The organism is Pullulanibacillus camelliae (assembly GCF_014642655.1).
In the GTDB taxonomy this organism is placed as follows: Bacteria; Bacillota; Bacilli; order Bacillales; family Sporolactobacillaceae; genus Pullulanibacillus; species Pullulanibacillus camelliae.
Genome location: NZ_BMIR01000001.1, coordinates 210,706 through 234,820, shown reverse-complemented (window position 1 = coordinate 234,820; position 24,115 = coordinate 210,706). Strand labels below are relative to the sequence as shown.

Sequence of the window (24,115 nt, the reverse complement as noted above, 5' to 3'; positions counted from 1 at the left end):
ATGGATGTCAGAGCCATTATTATCGAATCAAAAACCTCGCGTTAAATTAAATACATCAAAAAGAAGGCACCGCAGATATTATTGGGCCTATTTATTTATCACACCACAATTTATTCTCTTTGTTGGGCTGACCATTTTTCCCATTGTGATGAGCTATGTTTACTCATTCTATCAATGGAGTGGAATTGGACCATTAGAGAATTTCATCAAATGGGAGAATTATAAGGAGCTTTTTCATGATACGAAGTTTTGGCATGACTTTTTGCATTCCCTCGAATACATGGTTGGGCAAACGGTGATCGTTATGCCACTTGCTTTAATCATGGCTATCCTATTTAATGAGTCAAAAATAAAGGGGAAAACCTTTTATCGCACACTCTATTTCTTACCGGTTGTCACATCGACAGCGATCATCGGTATTGTTATGGCAAATATTTTTGGGAACAAAGATGCTTTAGTTAATAATCTCTTACAAACCTTTCACATTATAAAACATCCGATTCATTGGTTAGATAATCCGACATTAGCGATGACAGTTATGATTATCGTTGGATCTTGGAAATTTTTTGGGATTGTGATGATTTATTGGTTAGCCGGCCTTCAATCTATCTCAGCCGACATTTATGAGGCTGCAAAGATTGATGGAGCCAACTTTTTTAGTACCCTTTGGTACATTACTTTACCCATTTTAAAGCCCATTTCAGCTGTTATTTTACTTTTGACTGTTGTGAATGGTTTGCACGTTTTTGATTTGGTTAAAACATTAACTGATGGCGGACCTTACTTTTCTACTGAAACTATCGATCTCTTTATTTATAACTATGCCTTTGCCAGTGATGGCATTCCGCGAATGGGCTATGCATCGTCCGCTGGAATTTTATTCGGCATCTTTGTCTTCTTGTTAAGCATCGGCATCGGGTGGCTCATTAAAAAAGCTGGTCAAGACGAAAAAGTGAAAGGAAAATCATAAAATGATGGGATCTAGACAGAGGAAAATTATATTGCATACCATTTTATTAATCCTTGGAGCCATTTGGATATATCCTTTTATATGGATGGTTTCTTCCTCATTAAAATCAAACATAGAGTTTTTTGGTTCGGGCTTAAATCTCATTCCTAAGATATTCCATTGGGAAAACTATGCGCGCGCATGGGAAACGGCTCAATTTTCTAAGTACTTCTTTAACTCAGTAGTGATTACCGTAGCGACTGTTGTGATTGTTACAGTGGTTTGTGCTTTGACAGGGTATGCATTGGGAAGGGTAAGCTTTCCAGGTAGAAAATTGGCGATGGTATTAATTACGGCGACGATGTTCATCCCGAAAGGATATACCATCATTCCTTTATTCGAGATTGTCCGACATTTGGGCTTAATGAACCATTTATCTGGAGTGATTTTGGCAGAGTCGGCAGGAGCACATGTTCTATACATTCTTCTGTTTACCTCCTATTTTTCAACGATTCCAGGTGAATTAGAGGATGCAGCATCTATCGATGGATGCGGTTTTTTTCAAACCTTTCGAAAAGTAATGCTGCCGCTGGCGACACCGGTGATTGCCACAACAGCAATCATGCAATTTATTTGGTCATGGAATGACTTTCTTGTTCCGCTCGTCTTCACATTAAATCGTCCTGAATTAAGGACGCTTGCAGTGGGCATGTACTCATTTATTGGAGAATACCAGACTGATTATACAGGGATGGCTGCTGGTGCAACGATAGCGCTCGTTCCGATCATGCTCGTTTTTATTTTTATGCAGCGATATTTTATCGAGGGCATTGCAGGCGCTGTAAAGCAATAGAACTTCATTCTATAGATTGATCGTAGTAAGGGAGCTGCAGTGGGTGCTGCAACTCCTTTTAACAGGACAGGCCTCAGACCGCAATGATGAGCGCTTTATTATGCCACACACTATAAATTTTGGCTAAAGCCGTCACAGCCATGTGACAACGCCGAAGCCAGCACATTAATCCCCCTCAAAAAGTAAAGAACTAAAGAACACTTTGGGGGATCCCTGATTGTGTGTCGGAGGCTATGTCCGTAGAAAGCGTTCCACCTCTAGAGGAAATCCACACAAGATTTAAGCATCACCAATTTCTATTATGAAATGGTGATGCTTAAAAGATTATAAAAATTCCTTTTTGATAAAATGCAACGCTTCTCTGATGTCTGTGTCTAATTTTTCCTCATCCGCATTATCCGAAAGGTCTCTCCAAACCTTTATATCGGAACCGACAATTCCTCCAGTACGGACAAAAGGTTCCATTACAACATTTCCATCAAAATGGATGTCCCGAAGCGCTTGACCGATTTCTTTCCATGGCATATGTCCTTTTCCAGGGACTTTACGATTTCCTTCACCAATGTGTAATTGGCCTAAGTATTCACCAGTATATCGAATAGCATCTCCAATATTGTCTTCTTCAATATTCATATGAAAGCTGTCTAGCAGGACTTTAACATTGTCTTTCCCAATGTCTCTTACATAGTCGACTGCTTCTTTTGCGTCATTTATCAAAAATTGTTCAAATCTATTAAGGCATTCTACTAACAAAGTAATATTATAGTGGGATGCATAGTTTGCTAATTCTTGCATACTCTTTATACTTTGTTTTCTCGCATGAACTTTATTGATAGGAAGAGAGTAATCGACAGGCCAATAGGAGTAAATGGTGCCACCGATGAAATGAATATTCGCTTTATAAAGTGCATCCAATATCTTTTTCATGTAAGCAATGCCATTTTGACGTACCGATTCATCCTCTGAAGAAACATCGTACGCTTTGGGGAGTCCTATACCGGCGGTTAAAGTAATAGGGTGTTTTTCAGCTTCAGCTCTTAATGAAAACAACGCTTCATCAGACATATTTACGATGCCAGCGGCACCTACTTCTAAGATATCAAAACCAAGGTCGGCGACCTTTTTTACATATCGATGATAATTGGCATCCCAGCTTTGTTCCCAGTAAGCAAAGTATGTACCAAATTTCATTTGATTCCCTCCAAGTGTAAGTTTTTCATTGAACATAGTGGGGATGAGCGGTCACATGTTAGGTAAATATTAAGTGACTGCTTGCTCTTTAAATGATCTCAACTTTTTTAAAAGAAAGGTGCCAACTCGAACGAATTATAAGCGGTTTCACTTGACTGTGCACCTAAATGACTAGCTAATTTTTCATTGAATAAATTCCAATGATATGTTACTATATAATGACAATAGAATGTTAATATAAATATAATAAAAATTTTCACATGAGCTTGTCAAGTGGAATAAAGGAAATGGAGTGATTGGTTATAGAACCAAGGAGACTTGATAAATCAGTCCCTATACCATTATATTTCCAGTTAAAGGAACTTATCCTATCTGAAATAAAAAATGGTAATTATTCAATTGGGAGTATGATTCCTACAGAAAATGAATTGATTAATTTATATCAGATCAGCCGTACAACAGTGCGCCAAGCGATCACAGAACTCGTGCAAGAGGGATGGCTTTACAGGGTTAAGAGTAAAGGAACATTTGTCTCGAAGCCCAAGATTGATCAAAGCTTCATCCAAGCCTTAGGTTCTTTTAATGATCAAATTACTGCATTAGGCCGAACGCCTCATACTGAACTTCTTGATTTTAAAGTGATTGAGGCCCCTGATAATGTGGCCAAAGAGCTCAAGTTACAGCCAAAGGAAAAGGCAGTATATATTCATCGGAGACGCTTTGCGGATGATGAACCGATTGTCATGGTAAAAACTTATCTTCCGTATCATCGATGTAGTTTTGTATTAGAACATGATTTCTCACAGGAATCATTATATCCTGTACTGGCGACAAAGGATGAGACCCATATTCACAAAATTCGTCGCTATATCGAAGCGCTAGAAGCAGAAGAGTATGACATGAAAAATCTTAATATTAATAGTGGGACAGCGATTCAACGCTTTATTTCTATTGGCTATAACTTCATTGATGAACCAATTGAGTATTCAATTGCGAGATATCGTGGGGATCGCAATAGATTTGAGGTTACGATCACGGCAACCAATTCATCAAAGTAGTTCATTTTTTATCGCTGACACTCATAAAGGAAGAGAGTATAAGGCGGGCTTTGACTTTCGCCACCTAAAGGCTTGCGGGCACCTTAAGTGTGTGATTGGCAAAAATCACATCAGGAGTACCAGCGAAGTGGTGCAAGCCAAGTTTTCTAATATAAGTCCGCAGAGCGCATTCATCATTGGTGAATGATTCATAAAAGGGTTTGGGGGGGGATCCCATGAAAAAATATATTTTAGCTCATGATCTTGGAACTTCAGGGAATAAAGCTACTTTGTTTTCAGAAGAGGGGAAATTGCTAGGGAGTCAGGTTGCTGCCTATGATACCGATTACTATAATGCAACATGGGCAGAGCAGGATGCTGAGGATTGGTGGCGTGCAGTATGTGTGACGAGTAAGAGCCTCATCCATTCTTTGGGGATTGATCCTGCTGATATTGCTGTTGTGAGTTTTAGTGGACAGATGATGGGATGCCTTTGCGTAGATCGAGAAGGAAATCCGTTAAGAAAGGCGATTATTTGGGCGGATCAGCGTGCCCAAGCACAAGTATTGCAAATTGAGAAACATATCACTCAGCGGGACTATTATCACATTGTAGGTCATCGCAATACGGCTTCCTATGGGATACAAAAGTTGATGTGGGTACGTGATCATCAGCCAGAGATCTATGAAAAAACATATAAAACATTAAATGCAAAGGATTTTATTGTGCAGCGTCTAACAGGACAGTTTTACACAGACTATTCTGATGGGAATAGCAATGGATGCTTCGATTTAGTTAACCTAAAATGGTCTGATGAAATTATAGAGTATGCAGGTATCGATGCCGATAAGCTTCCAGAGTTAAAGCCCTCAACTTTCGTAGCTGGAAATGTAACCGCTAAAGCGTCAGAAGCAACAGGCTTAGCCATTGGGACCCCTGTAGTGATTGGTGGTGGAGATGGTGTAACAGCGAGTGTTGGTGCAGGGTCAATCCGTCCAGGAAAAACCTATTGTTCGATAGGAACATCAGCTTGGATTACTACTGCTACAGAGAAACCCATTTTTGATGAAAAAATGAGAACGGTTACTTGGGCGCATGTTATTCCTGGCTTATATGCGCCGAATGGAACCATGCAAACTGCCGGTGGGGCATACAGTTGGTTGAAAAATACAATATGCAAGTTTGAAATGCACGAAGCGGAGGTCCATTCAACATCACCTTATGAATATATCAATGCACAGATTGAAAAGAGTCCAGCAGGGGCAAATGGCATTATTTTTTTGCCTTATTTATTGGGAGAAAGGGCCCCGCGATGGGATGCTGATGCTAAAGGCGCTTTTATTGGATTGAAATCCGAAAATCAAAGGGAGGATCTTTTAAGAAGTGTCTTAGAAGGTGTAACCTTGAATCTGTCGCTCATTTTAGATGCTTTGCGACAACAAATAGACATTGATGAAATGCTTGTCATAGGCGGTGGGGCTAAAGGCGCGGTTTGGCGTCAAATGATGGCAGATATTTATAATACCAAAGTGATGGTTCCCAATCTCCTAGAAGAAGCAGGCTCTATGGGAGCGGCTGTTACTGGAGGTGTTGGTGTAGGACTATTTAAGGATTTTGATGTCATTCATAACTTTATTGACGTCAACGCGGTGCATCACCCTAATCCAGAGGCAGTTAAGATCTATCAGCCGATGAAAGAGTTATTTAATGAGTGCTACTTTGCATTAAAAGATGTATTTAAAAAAATCAATGCATGAGGCATTGTAAGTCTTTTTACATATTTCTTTTTTGGAATATTGGGACTCCGTTAAAAAGGGTTTATGGGTTGGACAGTCGAAGCGAGCTTATCCTGTCTATTGACGGTTAATACATTAGTGATGTCTATTGGCAGTTTTAGAGTTGAAAAGATGAAAAGGAATTTTGAAAAAAGTGAGTATCACAAAAAAATGAAAGAGATGGATTTTTGAAGGAGAAGAGAATAATGGATATGTTAAAAAAATTATTTTCACTTGAAGATAAAGTGGTGGTCATTACTGGTGGAGCTCAGGGCATTGGTAAAGCGGTTGCTGAACATATCGCTGCAGTAGGGGGCGATGTTGTCATTATTGACCAGCAGGTACAAAAAGCAAAGGCAACAGCTGATGAAATAGCGATGGCCTATCATCGAAAAACCTTTGCCATTGGTGCAGATGTTACTCAACCAGAGGAAGTGGCGCAGGCCATTGAAAAAGCAGATGAAGCAATGGGGAAACTTGATTTACTATTTAATAATGCTGGGATTGTTCTACAGAAATCTGTATTAGAGCTGGAGCCAAATGAATGGAGAAAAGTCATCGATGTCAATTTGAATGGTATTTTCTTTGTTGCACAAGCATTCGGGAGATATTTGGACGCACGACATAAAAAAGGAGCAATTGTCAACACCGCTTCTATGTCGGGGACTATAGTGAATTATCCACAACAACAAGCCTCCTATAATGCATCAAAGGCAGGCGTTGTTCAACTGACAAAGTCGCTTGCAGTGGAATGGGCTGATAAAGGAATAAGAGTGAATTGTATAAGCCCTGGATATATCTTTACGGAGCTCACATCCTTTGTTAGAGAAGATTGGAGAGAGATGTGGAAGGAACTCACGCCATTTAAAAGGATGGGTAAACCAGAAGAACTAGCTGGCGCCGTCATCTATCTACTTTCTGATTCTGCTTCTTTTGCTACCGGAACCGAATTGATTATAGATGGAGGCTTTACAATTGTATAAATTCTGTTAGGCGATCTCTTTTAGTGAAAGGATTTGTCATATTATATGATAGATAGTATCCTATTTGATTTGGATGGCACCTTATGGGATTCAACCGAAGCCTGCTCAAAGATTTGGTCGGAAGTTGCTGCAAAATACAATGTGAATAAAGGCGTCGCAGCTGATGAACTCAAGAAATTGTTTGGACTTCCAACAGAATGCATTGCAAAAAGGTTATTTCATTCGCTTTCAGAAACAACCGCTTTAGAGATAATGAATGAAAGCTGTGAAAAGCAATGTCCTTATCTTGAAACGAACGGAGGGATACTTTTTCCTCACTTAATGGAGACATTGATGGACTTAAAGGAAAGGTATCGCCTTTTTATTGTAAGTAATTGTCAAGAAGGTTATATTCAGGCGTTTATTAAGGGACATCATTTGGAAGGTTACTTTGAAGACTACGAATATCCGGGCAGGACAGGTTTATCAAAAGCAGATAACATACGTCTGGTTGTTGAAAGAAATCATTTGAGAAATCCAATATATGTTGGGGACACATTAGGAGACAAAGAAGCGGCTGAAAAGGCTGAGCTTCCTTTTGTTTACGCCAAATATGGATTCGGAGAGCTTAAGGCGTATGATTATGCTGTCGACTCATTAAGGGACTTAAACCAATGGCTGCGTGCTGTGAATGAGTTTTAGGCTATATGATGCGTTTTATAAGTCTTGCATGCCATGTAGGAGTTGTCTTAATGTTGGATGAAGAATGTTTTTAAATATATGAAACTACTCAAAGGACGCTTGCTACACCCTCTGAGGTCTGATTTTTTACAGACTTCAGAGGGTGTTTTTATACTATCAGAATGTATAACTTCGCTGCCGCTCATAAAGGAAGAGAGTATAAGGCGGGCTTTGGCTTTCGCCTTCTAAGGCTTGCGGGCACCCTAAGTGTGTGATTGGCAAAAATCACATCAGGAGTACCAGCGAAGTGGTGCAAGCCAAGTTTTCTAATTTGTCGCAAAATGTCTAAGGGTTGTTTTTAAACGTTGCCATTATATAGATTCTATTATCTGTTTGCATGCAGGAAGCGTTGACGAATCCTCTATAAATTTATGTTGTGCACAGATTAAATAAATAAAAAATTTCATTTGGATATTGAAACCGCTAACAACATATAGTATATTATAGTAAACACATAATATTGTAATGTCATAACAATGCTATGTGCTAACAAAAAAGTAAAGGGGTAAGTTTAATGAAGAAAAAGGGTTTGTTTACATTACTTCTGGTGCTAGTCATGGCTATGTCATTGTTGGTTGGGTGCGGTTCATCAAACTCCGCCTCAGGCAATCAATCGTCATCAAATAAAAAGCAACTTAAAGTAGGTTTCGCAATAAAAACTCAGGATTCTCCTTATTTTGTTTCTTTAGTTAAAAGGGTGCAAAAAGATTGTGAGGCTAAAGGGTGGAAAGTCACTATATTGGATGCCAATAGTGACACAACAAAAGAAGCGGCAAATATGGACACTTTTGTTGCTCAAAAAATGGATCTGATCTTCATAGATGCCATCGACCCTTCCTCTGCTGTGCCAGAAATCAATAAAGCTGCCGATGCTGGTATTCCGGTTATTGCGCTGGATAGTGGGGTGGACGCTTCAGCTAAAACTGTGACGACTGTTTATTCAGATAATAAAGAAAATGGACGTTCAGTCGGACTCGCTTATGCTAAAAAGATGGGTGACAAGGCAATTAAAGCTGTAATACTTAGCGGGGCTAAGGGGAACGTTGCTGGTCAAGAGCGAAGAGAAGGACTATTTGCAGGAATTATTCAAGGAAAGACTGGGGTTTCTGAAGCAAAGGCTTGGAAAGCAGCAGCATCCTTTGATAAAACATTAACTTCTAAAGGTAAAGCAACAGACAGTGCTGCTAATTTCTCTGTTGTCGGTCAAGGTTGGGGGAACTGGACCGAAGCAGATGGACTAAAAGCAGGTGAGGACTTAATTACAGCCAATCCAGATCTAACAACAGTTTTAGGAGAAAATGACCAAATGCTATTTGGAGCAATGACTGCGCTTAAGAACGCAGGAATTAAAGGTGTAGATCTTGTTGCTGCATCAGATGGTGCTAAGCGAGCGGATGATTTAATTAAAAAAGGTCAATATTTCGCGACAGGTTTAAATAGTCCATCAAAGGTTGCTGATTTAGGGGTAAAAATTGGCAAAGAAATTTTAGTTGATGGAAAGGATAAGACAAGCTATCCGAAGATCACATTAACCGACCCTGTTGCAGTCACTAAAGATAATGTAGATAAGTACTATGATTTCGGATTCTAAAGGGTGCTGCCGATAGCTTTGTTAGCCAAACCACATATTAAATTGAATTTATAACCCTTATAAAGGTGTACTTAGCTGGATAAAAGCCCTCTTTTACAAAAGAGGACTTTTATCCTAGTACTATTATTCGCATTTTACTAGAAATGAGGGGTTTATAGGATATGCAAAATGACTGTGTTGTCGAGATGATGAATATATCAAAAAATTTCGGCGGTGTTAAAGCATTACAAGATGTAATGCTCAAGGTGAAAAAGGGAGAAATCCATGCTTTGATTGGTGAAAATGGTGCGGGTAAATCCACCTTAATGAAAATTTTGGCGGGGGCCTACCAAAAGGATAAAGGGCAGATCATCATTGATGGCCAAGAGGTTAAAATCACCTCGCCAAAAAGCGCAATGGATTTAGGGGTATCCGTCATCTATCAAGAATTTATGCTGGCGCCTGATCTTACAGTTGCTGAAAATATTTTTATTGATAATTTAGTGAACCATGGCATGTTTCTGAATTGGAAGGATCTTAGGGCTAGAGCTAAAGAACAATTATCAAAGCTAGGATTTGGGGATATAGATCCAGACGTCAAAGTAGGGACTCTAAGTGTTGCGCGTCAACAAATCGTTGAAATTTGTAAATGTTTAGCTAGAAAATCTAAAGTCATTGTATTTGATGAACCTACCGCTGTTTTGACCTTTTCTGAAATTAAAAAATTATTTTCAATCATTCGTCAACTTAAAGAGGATGGCGTAAGCATCATCTATATCTCTCATCGACTAGAGGAGCTATTCGAGTTAAGTGATAACATAACGGTACTTAAAGATGGGAAATACATCGACACGGTCCCAACTGCATCGATCACTAAAGAGGAGCTCGTTGCCAAGATGGTTGGCAGACAGATCATGCAGCTTTTCCCAGAAAGACAGGCGAAAATTGGCGATGAGATTTTAAGAGTGGAGCATTTACATGTAGGTGACATGGTTACCGACGTTAGCTTTTCTGTTCGAAGTGGAGAAGTCGTAGGCTTTAGCGGTTTGGTAGGCGCCGGAAGAACAGAGGCAATGCGAGCAATTTTTGGAGCGGATAAAAAGGATTCGGGGAAAATACTTTATTTCGGAAAAGAAGTAAACTTTAAAAGTCCTAAGCAAGCGATTAAAAATGGATTTGGATTTTTACCAGAGGATCGAAAAGCTCAGGGGCTATTGTTGGAACAAAGCATACGGGTAAATGCCACATTAGCTTCAATGAGGAAAATCAAGAAATTCGATATTATCGGCCATAAAAAAGAGAAAGATTATGTAAAGCAACTGCTCAGCAGTATATCAACAAAATACGGATCAATAGAAGATAACGCTAATAGTCTGAGTGGTGGAAATCAACAAAAGATTGCCCTTGCAAAATGGCTTGCAGCGGATTGTAAATGTATTGTGTTTGATGAACCTACCAGAGGAGTAGATGTTGGTGCTAAAACGGAAATCTATAAAATAATTAATAGATTAGCCGAGGAAGGGGTTGGCATCATCATGATTTCATCAGAAATGACTGAAATCATTGGAATGTGCGACAGAGCCATTGTCATGCGGCAGGGTGTTGTGACTGGAGAAATCAACAAATCGGAGTTAAGTGAAAATAACTTAATAAAACTTGCGATGGGGGTTTAGAAAGACATGTCTAATGAACCAATTAGAAATTTGAATAATGGTATGAGCGACATAAATAGCACAAAAAAATTTAGCTTTACTAAGCTTTTGATCGACAATAACACCTATATCATATTATTAATTTTAATTATTGTCAGTAGCTTGCTTTCAAGTACATTTTTGACACCGATAAATATTAGAAATATTGCACTACAGCAAGCGGGACCAGTATTAGTAGCTATTGGAATGCTTTTTGTCATCCTAACAGGAGGTATTGATTTATCTGTTGGTTCTTTAATGGCTGTAGGCGCATCGGTCTCCTCTCTTTTAATCAAGGATCTTGGTATGAACTTCATTCTTGCCATACTGATTGCGATGGTGGTCGGCTTAATTTTTGGCTTATTTACAGGAATTTTAGTCTCTTACGGAAATTTTCAGGGCTTTGTCGCCTCCTTGGCAACGATGACTATTGCCAGTGGTGTCGCTTTTGTCCTCACCAATGGTACGCCTGTTATATTACCAGCAGGCACTTTAGACAACATAGTGGATAAAAAATTCTTCTTCCCTATTATCATCATAGCGGCTTTGTTAATCATTCTCTTTACTCTGATACAAAGGTATACGGGGTGGGGGCGGATTGTCATTGCCATTGGAAGTAATCCAACGGCCGTTCAATTAGCAGGGATCCAAACCAAGAGGTATATCATGTCAACGTATGCTGTATCAGGGTTGTTAGCGGCTTTGGCAGGGGTTTTCATTGCTGCAAGGTCAGCTACAGGAAGTGCCACCATAGGGACGGGGCAGGAATTAGATGCTATTGCCGCGTGCGTTATAGGTGGTGCCAGTCTTGCAGGTGGAAAAGGGTTTGTCATTAAAGCGGTAGCAGGTGCCTTAATTTTAGGATTAATCGGCAATATTATGAACCTAATGGCAGTTCCTTCATATCCTCAAGATATTATTAAAGGGTTTATTATTATTGCGGCCGTTTTCTTGCAAATTTTCACAAGCAAATCTGAAAAAGCCGTTTGATTTTTTGCTTTGCTACATGAGGTTCATAGACTTTATGTCTTAAAGTGAATATTGAAAGGAGGCCTGTCATGAAGACCTTAGTGACTCACTCTGACGGTCAATTAGAAGTTAGAGAAATACCGATCCCAAGCTTTCACTCTAAACAGGCACTAGTAAAAACGATTAGCTGTGGAATCTGTGGAACGGATTCTACCCTTATTCACTCAAGATTTAAGGGGTTTCCGAAGGAAGATTATCCCTTGATGCTTGGCCATGAAGGTGTAGGACGAGTTGTCGAAATTGGTGCTGAGGTTAAAAGCTTTAAAGTGGGGGATGTTGTCTTATTGCCCTTTAATGATGCTGATGAAGAATTATATGGTGCATTAGGTTCTGCTTGGGGGGCTTTTAGTGAATATGGCGTAATCAACGATAAGGCTTGTTATGAAGAGGAGCAAATTCCAGAGGTTGCATATGCCCAGCAAATCGTTCCAAAAGATATTGATCCTGTAGATGCTGCCATGCTGGTCACGCTTAGAGAAGTGCTCAGCAACATAAACTATTTTGGCATCAAAGAAAAGGATAGTGTTGTCGTATTTGGCAGCGGCCCAGTAGCCTTGACCTTCATTAAGCTGATGAAATTAAAAGGGATCAATCAAATTATTGGAGTAGCTAGAAGTGAAGAGAAAAAAAGAGTGCTATTAGCGAGTGGGGCCAAGACAGTCTTTAATAGCAGAGAAGTGAATTACGCGGAAGAGATTCACAGGCTTTTTCCAAAGGGTGTGAATTATGTGCTTGATGCGGTGGGCTCGACTGATATTATCAATGAGGCTTTAGAGCTCATATGTGATCGTGGTGAAATCCTTTGCTATGGTGTTCCAAAAAATAATCAAATGCAGCTTGATTGGAGTAAGGGACCGTATAATTGGAAAATCAATTTTCAACAAATGCCCTCTAAGCTTGAAGAGGGGGAGGCTTACGCACAGATTTTAGAATGGATAAGAGCTGGAAGGCTTGTATTAAAAGACTTCATATCAGATTATTATAAGTTTGATCATATTTTAGAGGCTTTTCAAACAGTGGCTAGACATGACGTTTTAAAAAAGGCTATTATCACTTACTAATTGGCTTAACACAAAGTTAAGAGAGGAGCAACATTATGTTACAAGCGATTATGACTCAGCCTGGAACGATTGAATTTCGTGAGGTTCCGATTCCAGAAGTAAAATCCAACCAAATTAAAATTAAGATAAAGCGCATTGGTGTTTGTGGTTCAGATGTCCATGTCAATCATGGTAAGCACCCCTATACAAGTTATCCTGTTGTCCAAGGACATGAGATATCGGCTGAAGTTGTTGAGATCGGCTCTGATGTTAAGCATGTCGCTATTGGAGACAAAGTCACGATACAGCCTCAAGTTGTTTGTGGCAAATGTTATCCCTGTACTCATGGAATGTATAATGATTGCGAAGAGCTAAAGGTGATGGGCTTCCAAACAACGGGAATGGCGAGTGAATATTTTGTTGTTGATGCCAATAAAGCCATCGCTTTACCCGAGGGCATGAGCTGGGAGCAGGGGGCTTTTATTGAACCGCTTGCTGTTGCTGTTCATGCGGTAAGACGTGCAGGTGATATTAAAGGGAAGAGGGTCTTGGTTTTAGGTGGAGGGCCGATTGGTAACTTAGTTTCTCAAACTGCAAAAGCAATGGGAGCTGAAGCGGTTCTTATTTCCGAGCTCAGTCCGTATCGGTTAGAGGTTGCTCGAAGGTGTGGCATTAAGACCGTCGATGCACAGAATGAAGATTTGCTTGAAGCCATTTATCAACATTTTGGTGCGGACAAAGCGGATTATATTTTCGAATGTATTGGTATTAATCCAACAATGAAGCAGGCCATAGATTATGCCCGTAAAGGGAGTACAATTGTGGTCGTGGGCGTATTTGCTGATTTAGGAGCAATTAATATGGGCTTCGTGCAAGACCATGAATTGTCACTTGTTGGGAGTGCCATGTATAGAGAAGAAGATTATATCAAAGCGATTGAACTCGTAAAAGAGCAACGCATTGAAGTGGATTTGCTCGTGACGCATCGCGTGAAATTTGGGGACTATGCGGAAGCTTATAAGATCATTGATGAACAAAAAGACAAGGCGATGAAGGTCATTATTGAAATGGAAGAGTAGGCTTTTTAAGCAGCTATCCCTTTTCATCAAGGAGGTAATAGCCATAAATCTTAAAGTATTTGAATCTGAAGAGGCGTTAGATCTGGCGGCGGCAAAAGATATTGCAAAGGTGATAGGGGCAAAGCCACATGCTAAGTTAGGCTTAGCTACGGGTCATAGTCCAGTGGGTCTCTATAAAAAATTGGTCTATTTATATGAAATGAAACACGTATCATTTGAGCATATCACTTCTTTTAATATAGATGAGTATGTGGGGGTAGGCAGGGACCACCCCAATAGCTTTTATCATTTTATGAAGACACACTTGTTTTCGAAGGTTAACATCCCAGAAGCACACACGCATATTCCAGATGGCAAAGCAGCTGATCTTGAAGCAGAGGCTAACCGATATGAGGCTTTGCTAAATCATGCGGGGCCACTTGATGTTCAAATTTTAAGTGTGGGATTAAATGGACATATCGGTTTTAATGAACCAGAAAGTGTTCTCCAAACAAAGACACATGTGGTTCCCCTAACTGAGGAAACGAGGCAGGTGAATTCTAAAGATTTTCCTTCACTTGCTGATGTACCGAGGCATGCAATAACCATGGGGGTAGGGGCCATGATGCGAGCCAAGAAAATTGTATTTATCGCAAAAGGCATTGAAAAGGCAGAAATATTAAAAAGGGTCTTTACAGGACCTATTGATACAATGGTGCCAGGCTCCTTATTACAGCTCCATCGCAATCTCGATGTTTATTTAGATAAAGACGCGGCGGCATTATTAACGAGTGAAGAATGATTGAAAAAGAGGATGAACACGTTTAATTACTATAAGTCATTGAGTCTATGGGCAATGCCAATTTTATAGGTCACCGTTTTAAAATCATTTTTTTAGCATACTATGTAGTAACATAGTTACAAAATGATAATCAGATAAAAGTTCTAAAGAAAATTCACCAAGCAGGAGATGAGAGCGGGAATGGGAAATAAAGTATTAATCACTCCAAAATCGTATCGTAATTATAAAGAGAAAGCCCACAAGTTGTTAGAAGAGGAGGGCTATGAGATTATCGAGAATACTTTTGGACGCACAATGACGGAAGAGGAAATCATTGAGGTTGCAAAGGAGGATGTGGTGGGTATCATTGTTGGTGTTGATCCCCTTCCAGCAGCAGTGCTCAATCAGTGTCAGGCGTTGCGCGCTATTTCAAAATACGGTGTAGGCATGGATAACATTGATCTTAAAAGAGCAGAAAAATTGGGAATTAGTGTCCAAAATGCAGCGGGAACAAATGCAATTTCTGTCGCTGAACATGCTATCGGACTGATGTTTGCCTGCGCGCGACATATACCAGAAGTCGTCGCAAAGGTTAAATCCCATTCATGGGAACGTACGATAGGGTTTGAATTGACGGATAAAAAACTTGGCGTTGTTGGTGGAGGTCAAATTGGAAGGGAGGTCGCCAAAAGAGCCATTGGGCTTGGGATGAAGGTGGCGATCTATGATCCTTATTTTAATGATCAAGCTTTCCTTGATCATTATGGTATTGAAAGAAAGGAGGATTTTGTAGGCATGCTGAGGGAAGCTGACATCATTACGCTTCATTTACCTGCAACTGAGGAGACGAAAGGATTAATGAATGCTGAGATGTTTAAATTAATGAAGCCTACGGCTATTTTAATTAATACCTCTCGTGGGGAATTGGTAGACGAAAAAGCCCTTTATGAAGCGCTTGTGCAACAAGACTTGGCTTTTGCGGCACAAGATGTTTATTCAACGGAGCCACCGAATCAAGGAGACCCATTAGTTGCCTTACCCAATTTTATTTTAACACCACATGTTGGTGCTTACACTCATGAATCGGTTGAAAGAATGGTAATGGTGTCAACTGAAAACCTTATTAAACTATTAGCTCAAAGGAAGGTAAAAAATGGCCACTAACTTTAGCGAGCTAAGAAGGAGTAAAAAGCAAGAGGAGCAAAGGACAATCATGACTGTAACAGGTGCAATAATGCCGTCAGAAATGGGCTTTTGCCATAGTCATGAGCACCTCTTTTTAAAGGGGGGGCATCAAACAACCATTGATCCCGCATTAAAAATTGATGACTTCGATAAGACGGTTGAAGAATTAACATTATTTAAATCTGTCGGTGGAAGGACCATTGTCGATGCTCAACCCGTTGGTAGTGGACGTAACAGCAAATGGTTAGCAGAAGCATCGCAGAAAACAGGTGTTCAGATCATTGCTTCCACTGGTTTTCATAAACTGGTTTTTTATCCAAAGGATCATTGGATCTATACTTCAAATGATGAAGGACTCACCCAATTATTTATAGATGAGATACAAAATGGAATGTATAGCGATGGAGAAAATGGGTGGCCAAAGGAACAGCTTACAGCAAAGGCAGGTCTTATTAAAACGGCCTCTGATTTTGAAGGGGTGGGTGGCCCTGTTTATCGCCTTTTTAAAGCAGCAGCTCATGCTGCAAAAGCAACAGGGATTCCAATCATGAGTCATACTGAAATGGGGCGAGCAGCCTTAGATCAAATTAAACTTTATTCAGACTTTGGCCTACCAGCTGACCAATTGATCATTTGTCATTTGGATCGGCAAATGGACAATGTGGATTATCTCCTTCATGTAGCGAGCACAGGAGTCTTTTTAGAGCTAGATACCATCGGAAGATTCAAATACCATTCCGATGAGGAGGAAGTTGAGATTATTTTAAAACTTATCGAGGCTGGGCATGAAGATCAAATATTGTTTGGGTTAGATACCACGAGAAAAAGGTTGAAGAGTTATGGTGGAGAGTTAGGCTTAGATTATTTGTCCAAGCATTTTCTTCCGAAGCTTGAGATCCAGGGTATATCCAAAGAAATTATTTACAAGATCATGTATGCCAATCCTGCCAGAGCATTTAGTAAAAGATCTCGTAACTAATGAAGCATAAATTTTATTTGTGAGGAGAATGATTGATGAAATTACCTGAAAAAGCAACACAACCAACGATGTATTTTATAGGCGTCACGACGACGAAATCATCGATTATGCGCCTGTTCCCCCTCTGGGCGCAATCATTGGGTCTAAAGGATGCCGTTCTTAAGGGGATTGATCTTGATATTCATGCAGCTCCTCAAGATTATCGTGAGGTTGTTGAGTTTATAAAAAATGATGAGCTGTCTCTTGGCGCACTTGTGACAACACACAAGATTGATTTGTATCACGCTGCGAAGGATTTATTTGATTATCTTGATCCATATGCAATGATGTTTGGTGAATTATCGTCAATTTCAAAAAGAGATGGCAAACTGGAAGGCTATGCAAAGGACCCCATTTCCAGTGGTTTAGCGATGGAGAGCTTTATTCCCAAGAATTTTTGGAAGGATCACAGCGGGGAATTATTTATTATGGGTGCTGGCGGCAGTGCAATCGCCATTTGTTCCTATTTATTAGATCAAAAAAATGGTGAAAATATCCCATCAAAAGTTATTGTGGCTAATCGCAGCCAACCACGCCTTGATGAAATCAAACGCATTGTTCAAGAAATTAACCCTCATATTGCGACAGAGTATCATTTAACACCAGAGGCAGAATGTAACGATGCGATTTTGGAACAAATCAAACCGCATTCTCTCATCATAAATGCCACAGGATTAGGGAAGGATCGTCCTGGTTCGCCACTAACGGACAACGGTATTTTTCCAAAGCATAGTTTGGTTTGGGAGTTGAATTATCGTGGAGAGCTCGATTTTATGCATCAGGCCCTTCAACAACAAACAGAAAAAAATTTGCATGTGGAGGATGGGTGGATCTATTTCATTCATGGCTGGACGCAGGTTGTTTCTGAAGTTTTTCATATAGATATTACGGGTGCTGTCTTTGAGGAAATTGAGCGGATTTCCAATCAATTAAATAAGTGAATGAGGTTTAGAGATTTATGACCTTTGAGTGGGAATGCAATGCAGGTTATTACTAATTAATGAAGCAAATAATAGGGGTGCTAAAAATGACAGAAACTAATGTGAAGCCATTTAATCTTGATTTTGATCTTGTCACTGGACTATCGAAATCAACGAAATCAACCAAGCGTCATTTATCAAAAATGAAGGGAATGTATGCCGATGATGCTGCGTTTGCTGCAGCAGTGCAAAGCGGTGATCCACTTGTTTATGAATTTTATGAGCTGGACTTACCAGAAACATCTGGCAATCTCTTATTTGGTACCAGTATCGTTTATCCAGGAAAAGTCGGCAATGAATATTATATGACAAAAGGGCATTTTCATACCATCTTAGAGACTGGAGAGGTCTATTATTGCTTGAGTGGTGAGGGCGCAATGTTATTGGAAAATCCAGAAGGGGACTGGGATCTGCAAAGATTTATTCCAGGGCAAGCTGTTTATGTTCCCCCTCGTTATGCTCATAGAAGCATCAATTTGGGAACAGAGCCACTTGTCACCTTCTTTACCTTTCGTGCAGATGCTGGTCATGATTATGGAACGATTGAAACCAAAGGGTATAGAAAGCTTGTCATCGAAAAGGATGGAAAGCCAGAAATCATAGATAATCCGAAATGGAAGTAAAAAAGGAGTCAAACAGATGAGGAAAAAATGGGAAGTTATCAATAGCATTACGGCGTCAGGGTTAGTTGTTGTCGTCAGATCCAGCAGTTCTGAGGAAGCAAAAAAAATTACTGAGGCTTGTTTAAAAGGTGGAGCGGCTGCAATCGAAATAACTTATACAGTTCCGGGTGCCAGCCGGGTGATTGAAGAATTAGTGAAAGAGTATAAAGATGAAATTATTATTGGAGCCGGGACTGTATTGGATTCGGAAACAGCAAGGATTGCATTGCTTTCAGGGGCTGAATATGTAGTAAGTCCCTATCTTGATGAGCAAAGTCTCAGATTATGCAATCGATATCAGGTTCCATACATGCCGGGTGTGATGACCATTGATGGCGTCGTCGAAGCTATGGAACTTGGAGCAGATATCTTGAAGGTATTTCCGGGGGAAGCTTTTGGACCAAATATCATTAAGTCCATTCATGGGCCGCTCCCGCAAGCTAATCTTATGCCGACCGGTGGTGTAAGTATTGATAATGTTGAACAATGGATAAAAGCGGGAGCAGTGGCTGTGGGGGTAGGCGGAACCTTAACATCCTTTGCAAAAACCGGTGATTTCAAGAAGATAACTGAACTTGCAGGACGTTTTGTACATAAGATCGGAGAGACCAGATCCAGTTAACCCGTTTACTTCAGCTATAAATGCTTTAACACTGTTATGTGTTCAGTGTGTTCTGCATAGCCCTTGGTATAAAGTGGATGAAGCTTTTTAAACCTAAGCATGACGTTATATTAAAAGGTTCCGAAACTTGAAAGATTTAAGGCGCTTGAAAGCGATAGATGTTTGGAGTGACTTTGGCTTACGAAAATCAGGTTAGGGTGCATTTGTTCGGCGCCGCCCACCAGGAGCTTAATGAAATTCTCAATCAAATAGAAGAAAAGGGTAAGGGAAAGCGAATTTATAAATGAGTGTTAAGGATAGAAAGTCATGTGTGTAAGTAAGAAATTATCTGTATTTCTTACTTACACATGAATTTATACTTCATATTAACGGGTGGACGCTTCCCAGTGGCTTCTAACGTGCCAGGTCATGCTCAATCTCAGCATGACTGGCGCCTTTTTAGTTATGAGTGAAGCATTATTTAAGAGGAATAAAAAACGGACATCAATACACTTTTGAAGTCGTATTTGACATCCGAATTTGAATTAAAATTGTGTTAAAGTTATCTTAGTGTTCTTAATGCACCGCTCCAAGCTATGACTTGGTCAAGCATTGCTGTGACATTTTCAAGATGTAATTCAGCGGGTTTAAAGGTTGCAAAGTTCTCAAAGTCTGTAAATAAAGATAAGGTCGGATGTGTTCTTACATCTGCGATTTGTAATTCGCCACAAATCCCTCTTAAATGTTCAGCAGCACGAGCGCCACCTGTTGACCCATAACTAACAATTCCAGCAGCCTTGTTATTCCATGGCTCACGCGCAAAATCAAGGGCATTTTTTAACGCTCCAGAAATACTGTGGTTGTATTCTTGAACGATGAAGACGAAGCCATCTAAACTTGCAAGTTTCTCGTTCCAGGCAGCAATCCCTGGTTCTGTTCCATCCGTAGTGCCTAAAAAGGGTAATTGGTAATCGGTAATATCTACAAGTTCATAGTTTGCATCTTCACGTTGATCGGCAATGTCTTTTAACCATTCCCCAACTTGTGGACTTAAACGTCCTTGTCGTGTGCTCCCTAAAATAATTCCTATATTTAATTTTTCATTTGTCATTGTATTCTCCTCCAGTTAAGTGTTTTAATTGAGATTTTGCTATTTTAAATGTTGCGCACCCATTCCAATTCTCTTTAACAGATCAATCAGCTGCTCTTTTTCTTCATTCGAGATAAAAGACAGATTTTCTGAAATGGTGGCCACGTGTTTTGGAAAAATATCATCAAAAAGTGCCTTTCCTGTTTCTGTGAGTACGACATTAGAGGCTCTTCTATCATTCGGGTTTGGCTGTCTTTCTACTAATCCTTTCTTTTCTAACTTATCTACGACATAGGTAATACTTCCACTAGGAATAGAGAAAGTCTCACTAATTTTTTGGACAGGATGAGGCCCTTTACTATAAAGGAGTTCCAGAATCATAAAATTATCATTACTAATGCTATAGCTCTCAATATCCTTCTGGATATTGAGAGCCACTGCTTTAGAAGCTTTCATCCAAATCCTAAATAATCTGAGATCCAATTCACTTTGTTCTTGCATTCTCTGACCCCCTATTGACTATAGAAGTGATGCCCTTGTCGGACTAGCACATTTACTAGTTTAACCCATTTATGAATAACACGACTAGACCTAACAGTAAGAGAATAATCGGCATGGTCATTTTGTTTACAGCATCTTTAATTTTAATGTGGGTAAAAATCCCGCCTAACATGGTGAGCACAATTAATATACCCCCATATATAGCTAATTCATGAGTCCAGATTCCCCAAATAACGAGGACGGCCGCTAAAACTTCGACCAAACCTGTAACGAATCTAAAAGCATCAGAATAGCCATAACGCTGAAATTCATCCTTCATTTGCTTTGTTCCAAACTTCATAAAACCAAACATGAGAAACCCAAGCCCTAATATAATCTGAAGAATAATCGATAAGCTCTCTATAAGTGCCACCTCCTTTGTCTTCATTCCATTTATCCTAAATATAGCCTAATTTTAGGATAAATATAGCCTAACATTAGGCTATATGTATGTCAACAAAAAATTCACGAGAAAAAAACCACCTTATCTGAGCAATGAGGCCAGTAAGGTGGGTATAGCGAAATTTAGTTTTAGGTGCTGTTTAGATGGAAAGTGATAATTGGCTGGCTAAAGCCACTGGTAGAACTCCCTATAGTGCTTTTAAACTGAAGGACTCTGACCTGAGGATGTTGAATTGCTGGTTTCTCCTCCCTCTAACTTTCGAATGCCAAAGCCACGGGTAAGTGGAGAAAGGAAACCATAAAGTGCAGAAAATACGAAGCCACCTAAGTTGAAAATAGACCAAGGCAGGAACGTAAAGTTATCAACCCCAAGTGTGGTAGCAATAAACACCCCAGAGACTGTCCACGGCATTAATACCTCGGTAATCGTAACTGAATCCTCCATGCTTCGCGATAAATTAACGGGATGGAGGCCTTTCTTTTTAAAGACATCACCATAAATATCTTTGATTAAGAAAAAGGTCACGAGTGCATTGGATGTACAACAAATTGTTGCAAACCCTGTCACAAGTGTTGCTAAAATAATACTTCCGGTTGACCTAAGATATTTAATGATGTGCTGTAAGACGACTTTGAGAGAGCCAGATACCTCTAATGCTGATGCAAAGAAAAAGGCGTAGAATATAAAGGCAGTTGAGTTATACATTGAATAAAGACCACCACGGTTGAGCAATGATTTAACATCATCTGTAATAATACTGGGGTCTAAGGAAGGGATGGACTCTTTTAAAATATCAACATTAAACCCTTCAACGGCAGCAGTAAATATATTGCCCAATGAGACAGGCTGAAAGCAGAGCGCCAGAATCATAGCTGCTAGAGAAGAGATAAATAATACGATCAAAGGTGATTTTTTCATTAATGAGCCAATAAGCACAATAATAGGTGGAATGAGCAGCAGGATATTCAAATTAAAAAGCTTTGTCATGGTAGAAAGCATATCTTGCACGTGTGTTAAATTTGTATCATGAGTATTCGTGCCTAGACCAACAGAAAAAAACACAATTATAGCGATAATGGACGAGGGGATGGCTGTAAATAGCATGTGTTTAATATGCTCATAGATATTGGCTTCCGCTGCAAGAGAGCTCATATTGGTGGTGTCTGAAAGTGGGGAGAGCTTATCGCCAAAGTAAGACCCAGAGACGACGGCTCCAGCAGTAATAGCCAGAGAGAGATCCATGGTTTGAGCGATGCCCATTAAGGCAACACCGACTGTTCCCGCTGCCCCCCATGATGTCCCTGTGCAGGTTGAGACGATGGCGGTAACAATAAAGGCCATAAGATAGAGATAGTTAGGATCGATAATTTTAAGACCATAGTAGATAAAATAGGGTATAGTACCCGAAATGAGCCAGCTGCCAATAAGTAAGCCAATGCTTAAGAGGATAAGAATGGCAGGAAGGGCTTTTTTGATCTTCGAGCCCATCACAGTGATAATGGTATCCCATTTGTTACCGTTAACAATTGCAAAGAGGCAAAAGATGATGCCTGAGAAAACAAGCATGATCTCTGCGGGATACTTTAATATACCGATGCCAATAACGAAAATAGCGATAGAAATGATGATAGGGATAAGAGCTAATCCCAGTGATGGGAGTCTTACTTCTTCAGTATTATTCATAACTTTATCATCCTTCCAAAGAATTATGGTTTAAGTGGTTAATCTTTTAAAGGCCTGCTCAAGGTCAGCGATCTGAGCTTCTGCTCCTTCAAGTCCGATAGATAGGCGAATGAGCCCTAAAGGAATACCTTGTTCTCTTAATTGGGCTTCGTTGTCATTTTTAATGGGGCTATTCACGAGACTTTCAAATCCTCCCCAACTGACCCCGATTTTGAATAAACGGAGGGCATCAATAAACTTGGAAACCCCTTCAAAATGTGCCTGCCTTAACTCGAAACTGAGTAATCCAGAGTAGCCGAGCATTTGTGAGTTTACGATAGTTTGCATTTCACCAGATTCCACATACGGGTGATGAATGGCTGTGACATCCTCCTGGTGTTTGAGATACTCGATGACTTTAAACACATTTGCTTGGTGTTGGGCCATTCTTACCGGCAGTGTACGGAGACCTCGTAGAATGAGATAGGCGTCAAAAGGACCGAGCACTGATCCGTTGAGCTGATGCCCATATTCAAAGATCGTATCGATTAATGTGTGACTCCCGATCACCGCTCCCCCAACAACATCACTGTGCCCCCCCGAGATATTTTGTCAGAGAGTGAATGGAGAGATCGATACCCAGTTCTATCGGTTTTTGGAATAACGGGGTGGACCAAGTGTTATCAATAGCTGTGATAATGCCTCGGCTTTTGGCTAACGTCGCTAAGGCCTTTAAATCCACGACTTTCATTAACATGGTTCCAGGGCTTTCAACATAGATGATTTTTGTATTATCTTTAATGGCGCTTTCAACATTTTTCAGGTTGTGATCGACCACGTCATGCTCAATATTGAATTTTTCTAGATGTTTTAGTAGCTGGGATGTCGGTCCATAGATGTTGTTCACAAATAAAACGTGGTCACCACTCTGCAAGAGAGAGAGGAAGACAGCACTAATGGCACCCATGCCAGAGCCAAAGCATTTGCATTGTTCGCCTCTTTCCAATTGAGCCAACTTTTTTTCTAAAAGGTTGACCGTCGGATTAACCCCCCGTGAGTACACATATTTCTCTCTTTCTTGTTTTTGTGATTCGGTGAAGCTCTCAAACGAATCGAATGTAAATAAACTGGTTTGAAAGATGGGAGGAGAGACCGCTCCGTGATATTGAGAGGCGTCTAAGTCTAAATCGGTACATATTTTTTCATCAGTCAGTGTCATAGATGTGCGAATCTCCTTTGTAAAATATAAATCCAATCTCAGATGATTGTGAGTTATGATGTTGTTTCTAGATTATCA

General features: G+C 40.0%; 24 protein-coding genes. 17 read left to right on the top strand and 7 right to left on the bottom strand.

Translation table 11 applies throughout. The features are described 5' to 3' along the window. The first annotated feature begins 4 nt into the window (after positions 1-4). Together IEW82_RS01005 and IEW82_RS01000 are read left to right on the top strand one after the other, a co-directional pair. Entirely contained in the window at positions 5-970 is a 966-nt protein-coding gene (locus tag IEW82_RS01005; RefSeq protein ID WP_188687967.1) for a carbohydrate ABC transporter permease, read from the top strand. A gap of 1 nt (position 971) precedes the next feature. After that, entirely contained in the window at positions 972-1,802 is an 831-nt protein-coding gene (locus IEW82_RS01000; RefSeq protein ID WP_188687965.1) for a carbohydrate ABC transporter permease, read from the top strand. A 324-nt stretch (positions 1,803-2,126) separates the two neighbouring features. Here the strand turns inward: IEW82_RS01000 and IEW82_RS00995 are convergent, their stop codons facing one another. After that, positions 2,127-2,993: a D-psicose 3-epimerase gene (locus tag IEW82_RS00995; protein ID WP_188687963.1), complete on the bottom strand. Its 867-nt coding sequence runs from the start codon at positions 2,991-2,993 to the stop codon at positions 2,127-2,129. A gap of 296 nt (positions 2,994-3,289) precedes the next feature. Here IEW82_RS00995 and IEW82_RS00990 point away from each other — a divergent pair, with 296 nt between their 5' ends. From IEW82_RS00990 to IEW82_RS00920, 15 genes are all read left to right on the top strand, one after another. Further along, positions 3,290-4,051 carry a GntR family transcriptional regulator gene (locus tag IEW82_RS00990; protein ID WP_188687961.1) on the top strand — a complete coding sequence of 254 codons (762 nt, stop codon included), beginning with the start codon at positions 3,290-3,292 and terminating at the stop codon, positions 4,049-4,051. A gap of 215 nt (positions 4,052-4,266) precedes the next feature. Then, complete coding sequence (gene xylB, locus IEW82_RS00985) at positions 4,267-5,787, top strand: xylulokinase (protein ID WP_188687959.1); 1,521 nt, start codon at positions 4,267-4,269, stop codon at positions 5,785-5,787. 224 nt (positions 5,788-6,011) lie between these two features. Beyond that, positions 6,012-6,788: a glucose 1-dehydrogenase gene (locus IEW82_RS00980; protein WP_188687957.1), complete on the top strand. Its 777-nt coding sequence runs from the start codon at positions 6,012-6,014 to the stop codon at positions 6,786-6,788. A 45-nt stretch (positions 6,789-6,833) separates the two neighbouring features. After that, entirely contained in the window at positions 6,834-7,469 is a 636-nt protein-coding gene (locus tag IEW82_RS00975) for an HAD family hydrolase (RefSeq protein WP_188687955.1), read from the top strand. 553 nt (positions 7,470-8,022) lie between these two features. Beyond that, positions 8,023-9,099 carry a substrate-binding domain-containing protein gene (locus tag IEW82_RS00970; RefSeq protein WP_188687953.1) on the top strand — a complete coding sequence of 359 codons (1,077 nt, stop codon included), beginning with the start codon at positions 8,023-8,025 and terminating at the stop codon, positions 9,097-9,099. 161 nt (positions 9,100-9,260) lie between these two features. Beyond that, the gene (locus IEW82_RS00965) at positions 9,261-10,751 is read left to right on the top strand and encodes a sugar ABC transporter ATP-binding protein (RefSeq protein WP_188687951.1); all 1,491 of its coding nucleotides are present in this window, start codon (positions 9,261-9,263) and stop codon (positions 10,749-10,751) included. A gap of 6 nt (positions 10,752-10,757) precedes the next feature. Further along, a complete protein-coding gene (locus tag IEW82_RS00960) occupies positions 10,758-11,759 on the top strand; it encodes an ABC transporter permease (RefSeq protein ID WP_229672155.1) in 1,002 nt (333 codons plus the stop codon). A 68-nt stretch (positions 11,760-11,827) separates the two neighbouring features. Further along, the gene (locus IEW82_RS00955; RefSeq protein ID WP_188687949.1) at positions 11,828-12,859 is read left to right on the top strand and encodes a zinc-dependent alcohol dehydrogenase; all 1,032 of its coding nucleotides are present in this window, start codon (positions 11,828-11,830) and stop codon (positions 12,857-12,859) included. 35 nt (positions 12,860-12,894) lie between these two features. Beyond that, positions 12,895-13,917, top strand: coding sequence for a zinc-dependent alcohol dehydrogenase (locus IEW82_RS00950; protein ID WP_188687947.1), 1,023 nt, complete (start codon positions 12,895-12,897; stop codon positions 13,915-13,917). After that, entirely contained in the window at positions 13,901-14,698 is a 798-nt protein-coding gene (gene nagB, locus IEW82_RS00945) for a glucosamine-6-phosphate deaminase (protein WP_229672153.1), read from the top strand. The genes IEW82_RS00950 and nagB overlap by 17 nt, the downstream gene beginning before the upstream one ends. A 180-nt stretch (positions 14,699-14,878) precedes the next feature. Then, complete coding sequence (locus IEW82_RS00940; RefSeq protein ID WP_188687945.1) at positions 14,879-15,841, top strand: phosphoglycerate dehydrogenase; 963 nt, start codon at positions 14,879-14,881, stop codon at positions 15,839-15,841. Then, positions 15,831-16,841: a phosphotriesterase family protein gene (locus IEW82_RS00935; protein WP_188687943.1), complete on the top strand. Its 1,011-nt coding sequence runs from the start codon at positions 15,831-15,833 to the stop codon at positions 16,839-16,841. The genes IEW82_RS00940 and IEW82_RS00935 overlap by 11 nt, the downstream gene beginning before the upstream one ends. A gap of 35 nt (positions 16,842-16,876) precedes the next feature. After that, on the top strand, positions 16,877-17,821 hold the full coding sequence (locus IEW82_RS00930) for a shikimate dehydrogenase family protein (protein WP_188687941.1): 945 nt from the start codon (positions 16,877-16,879) through the stop codon (positions 17,819-17,821). 86 nt (positions 17,822-17,907) lie between these two features. After that, positions 17,908-18,483: a glucose-6-phosphate isomerase gene (locus IEW82_RS00925; protein ID WP_188687939.1), complete on the top strand. Its 576-nt coding sequence runs from the start codon at positions 17,908-17,910 to the stop codon at positions 18,481-18,483. A 16-nt stretch (positions 18,484-18,499) separates the two neighbouring features. Then, positions 18,500-19,144, top strand: a complete 645-nt coding sequence (locus IEW82_RS00920) for a bifunctional 2-keto-4-hydroxyglutarate aldolase/2-keto-3-deoxy-6-phosphogluconate aldolase (RefSeq protein WP_188687937.1) — start codon at positions 18,500-18,502, stop codon at positions 19,142-19,144. 541 nt (positions 19,145-19,685) lie between these two features. Here IEW82_RS00920 and IEW82_RS00915 read toward each other — a convergent pair. The 6 genes from IEW82_RS00915 to IEW82_RS20170 form a co-directional block, all read right to left on the bottom strand. Next, positions 19,686-20,234 (bottom strand): NADPH-dependent FMN reductase, encoded by a 549-nt coding sequence (locus IEW82_RS00915; RefSeq protein ID WP_188687934.1) that lies wholly within the window; start codon positions 20,232-20,234, stop codon positions 19,686-19,688. A gap of 39 nt (positions 20,235-20,273) precedes the next feature. Then, positions 20,274-20,714 (bottom strand): MarR family winged helix-turn-helix transcriptional regulator, encoded by a 441-nt coding sequence (locus tag IEW82_RS00910; RefSeq protein ID WP_188687933.1) that lies wholly within the window; start codon positions 20,712-20,714, stop codon positions 20,274-20,276. Between the two features lie 55 nt (positions 20,715-20,769). Next, on the bottom strand, positions 20,770-21,141 hold the full coding sequence (locus IEW82_RS00905; protein ID WP_188687931.1) for a DoxX family protein: 372 nt from the start codon (positions 21,139-21,141) through the stop codon (positions 20,770-20,772). Positions 21,142-21,354: 213 nt separating this feature from the next. Continuing rightward, entirely contained in the window at positions 21,355-22,839 is a 1,485-nt protein-coding gene (gene nhaC / locus IEW82_RS00900) for a Na+/H+ antiporter NhaC (protein WP_188687928.1), read from the bottom strand. Between the two features lie 30 nt (positions 22,840-22,869). Next, positions 22,870-23,388, bottom strand: coding sequence for a PLP-dependent transferase (locus IEW82_RS20175; RefSeq protein ID WP_268237322.1), 519 nt, complete (start codon positions 23,386-23,388; stop codon positions 22,870-22,872). Between the two features lie 16 nt (positions 23,389-23,404). After that, positions 23,405-24,037 carry a trans-sulfuration enzyme family protein gene (locus IEW82_RS20170; RefSeq protein ID WP_268237321.1) on the bottom strand — a complete coding sequence of 211 codons (633 nt, stop codon included), beginning with the start codon at positions 24,035-24,037 and terminating at the stop codon, positions 23,405-23,407. Positions 24,038-24,115 lie beyond the last annotated feature (78 nt).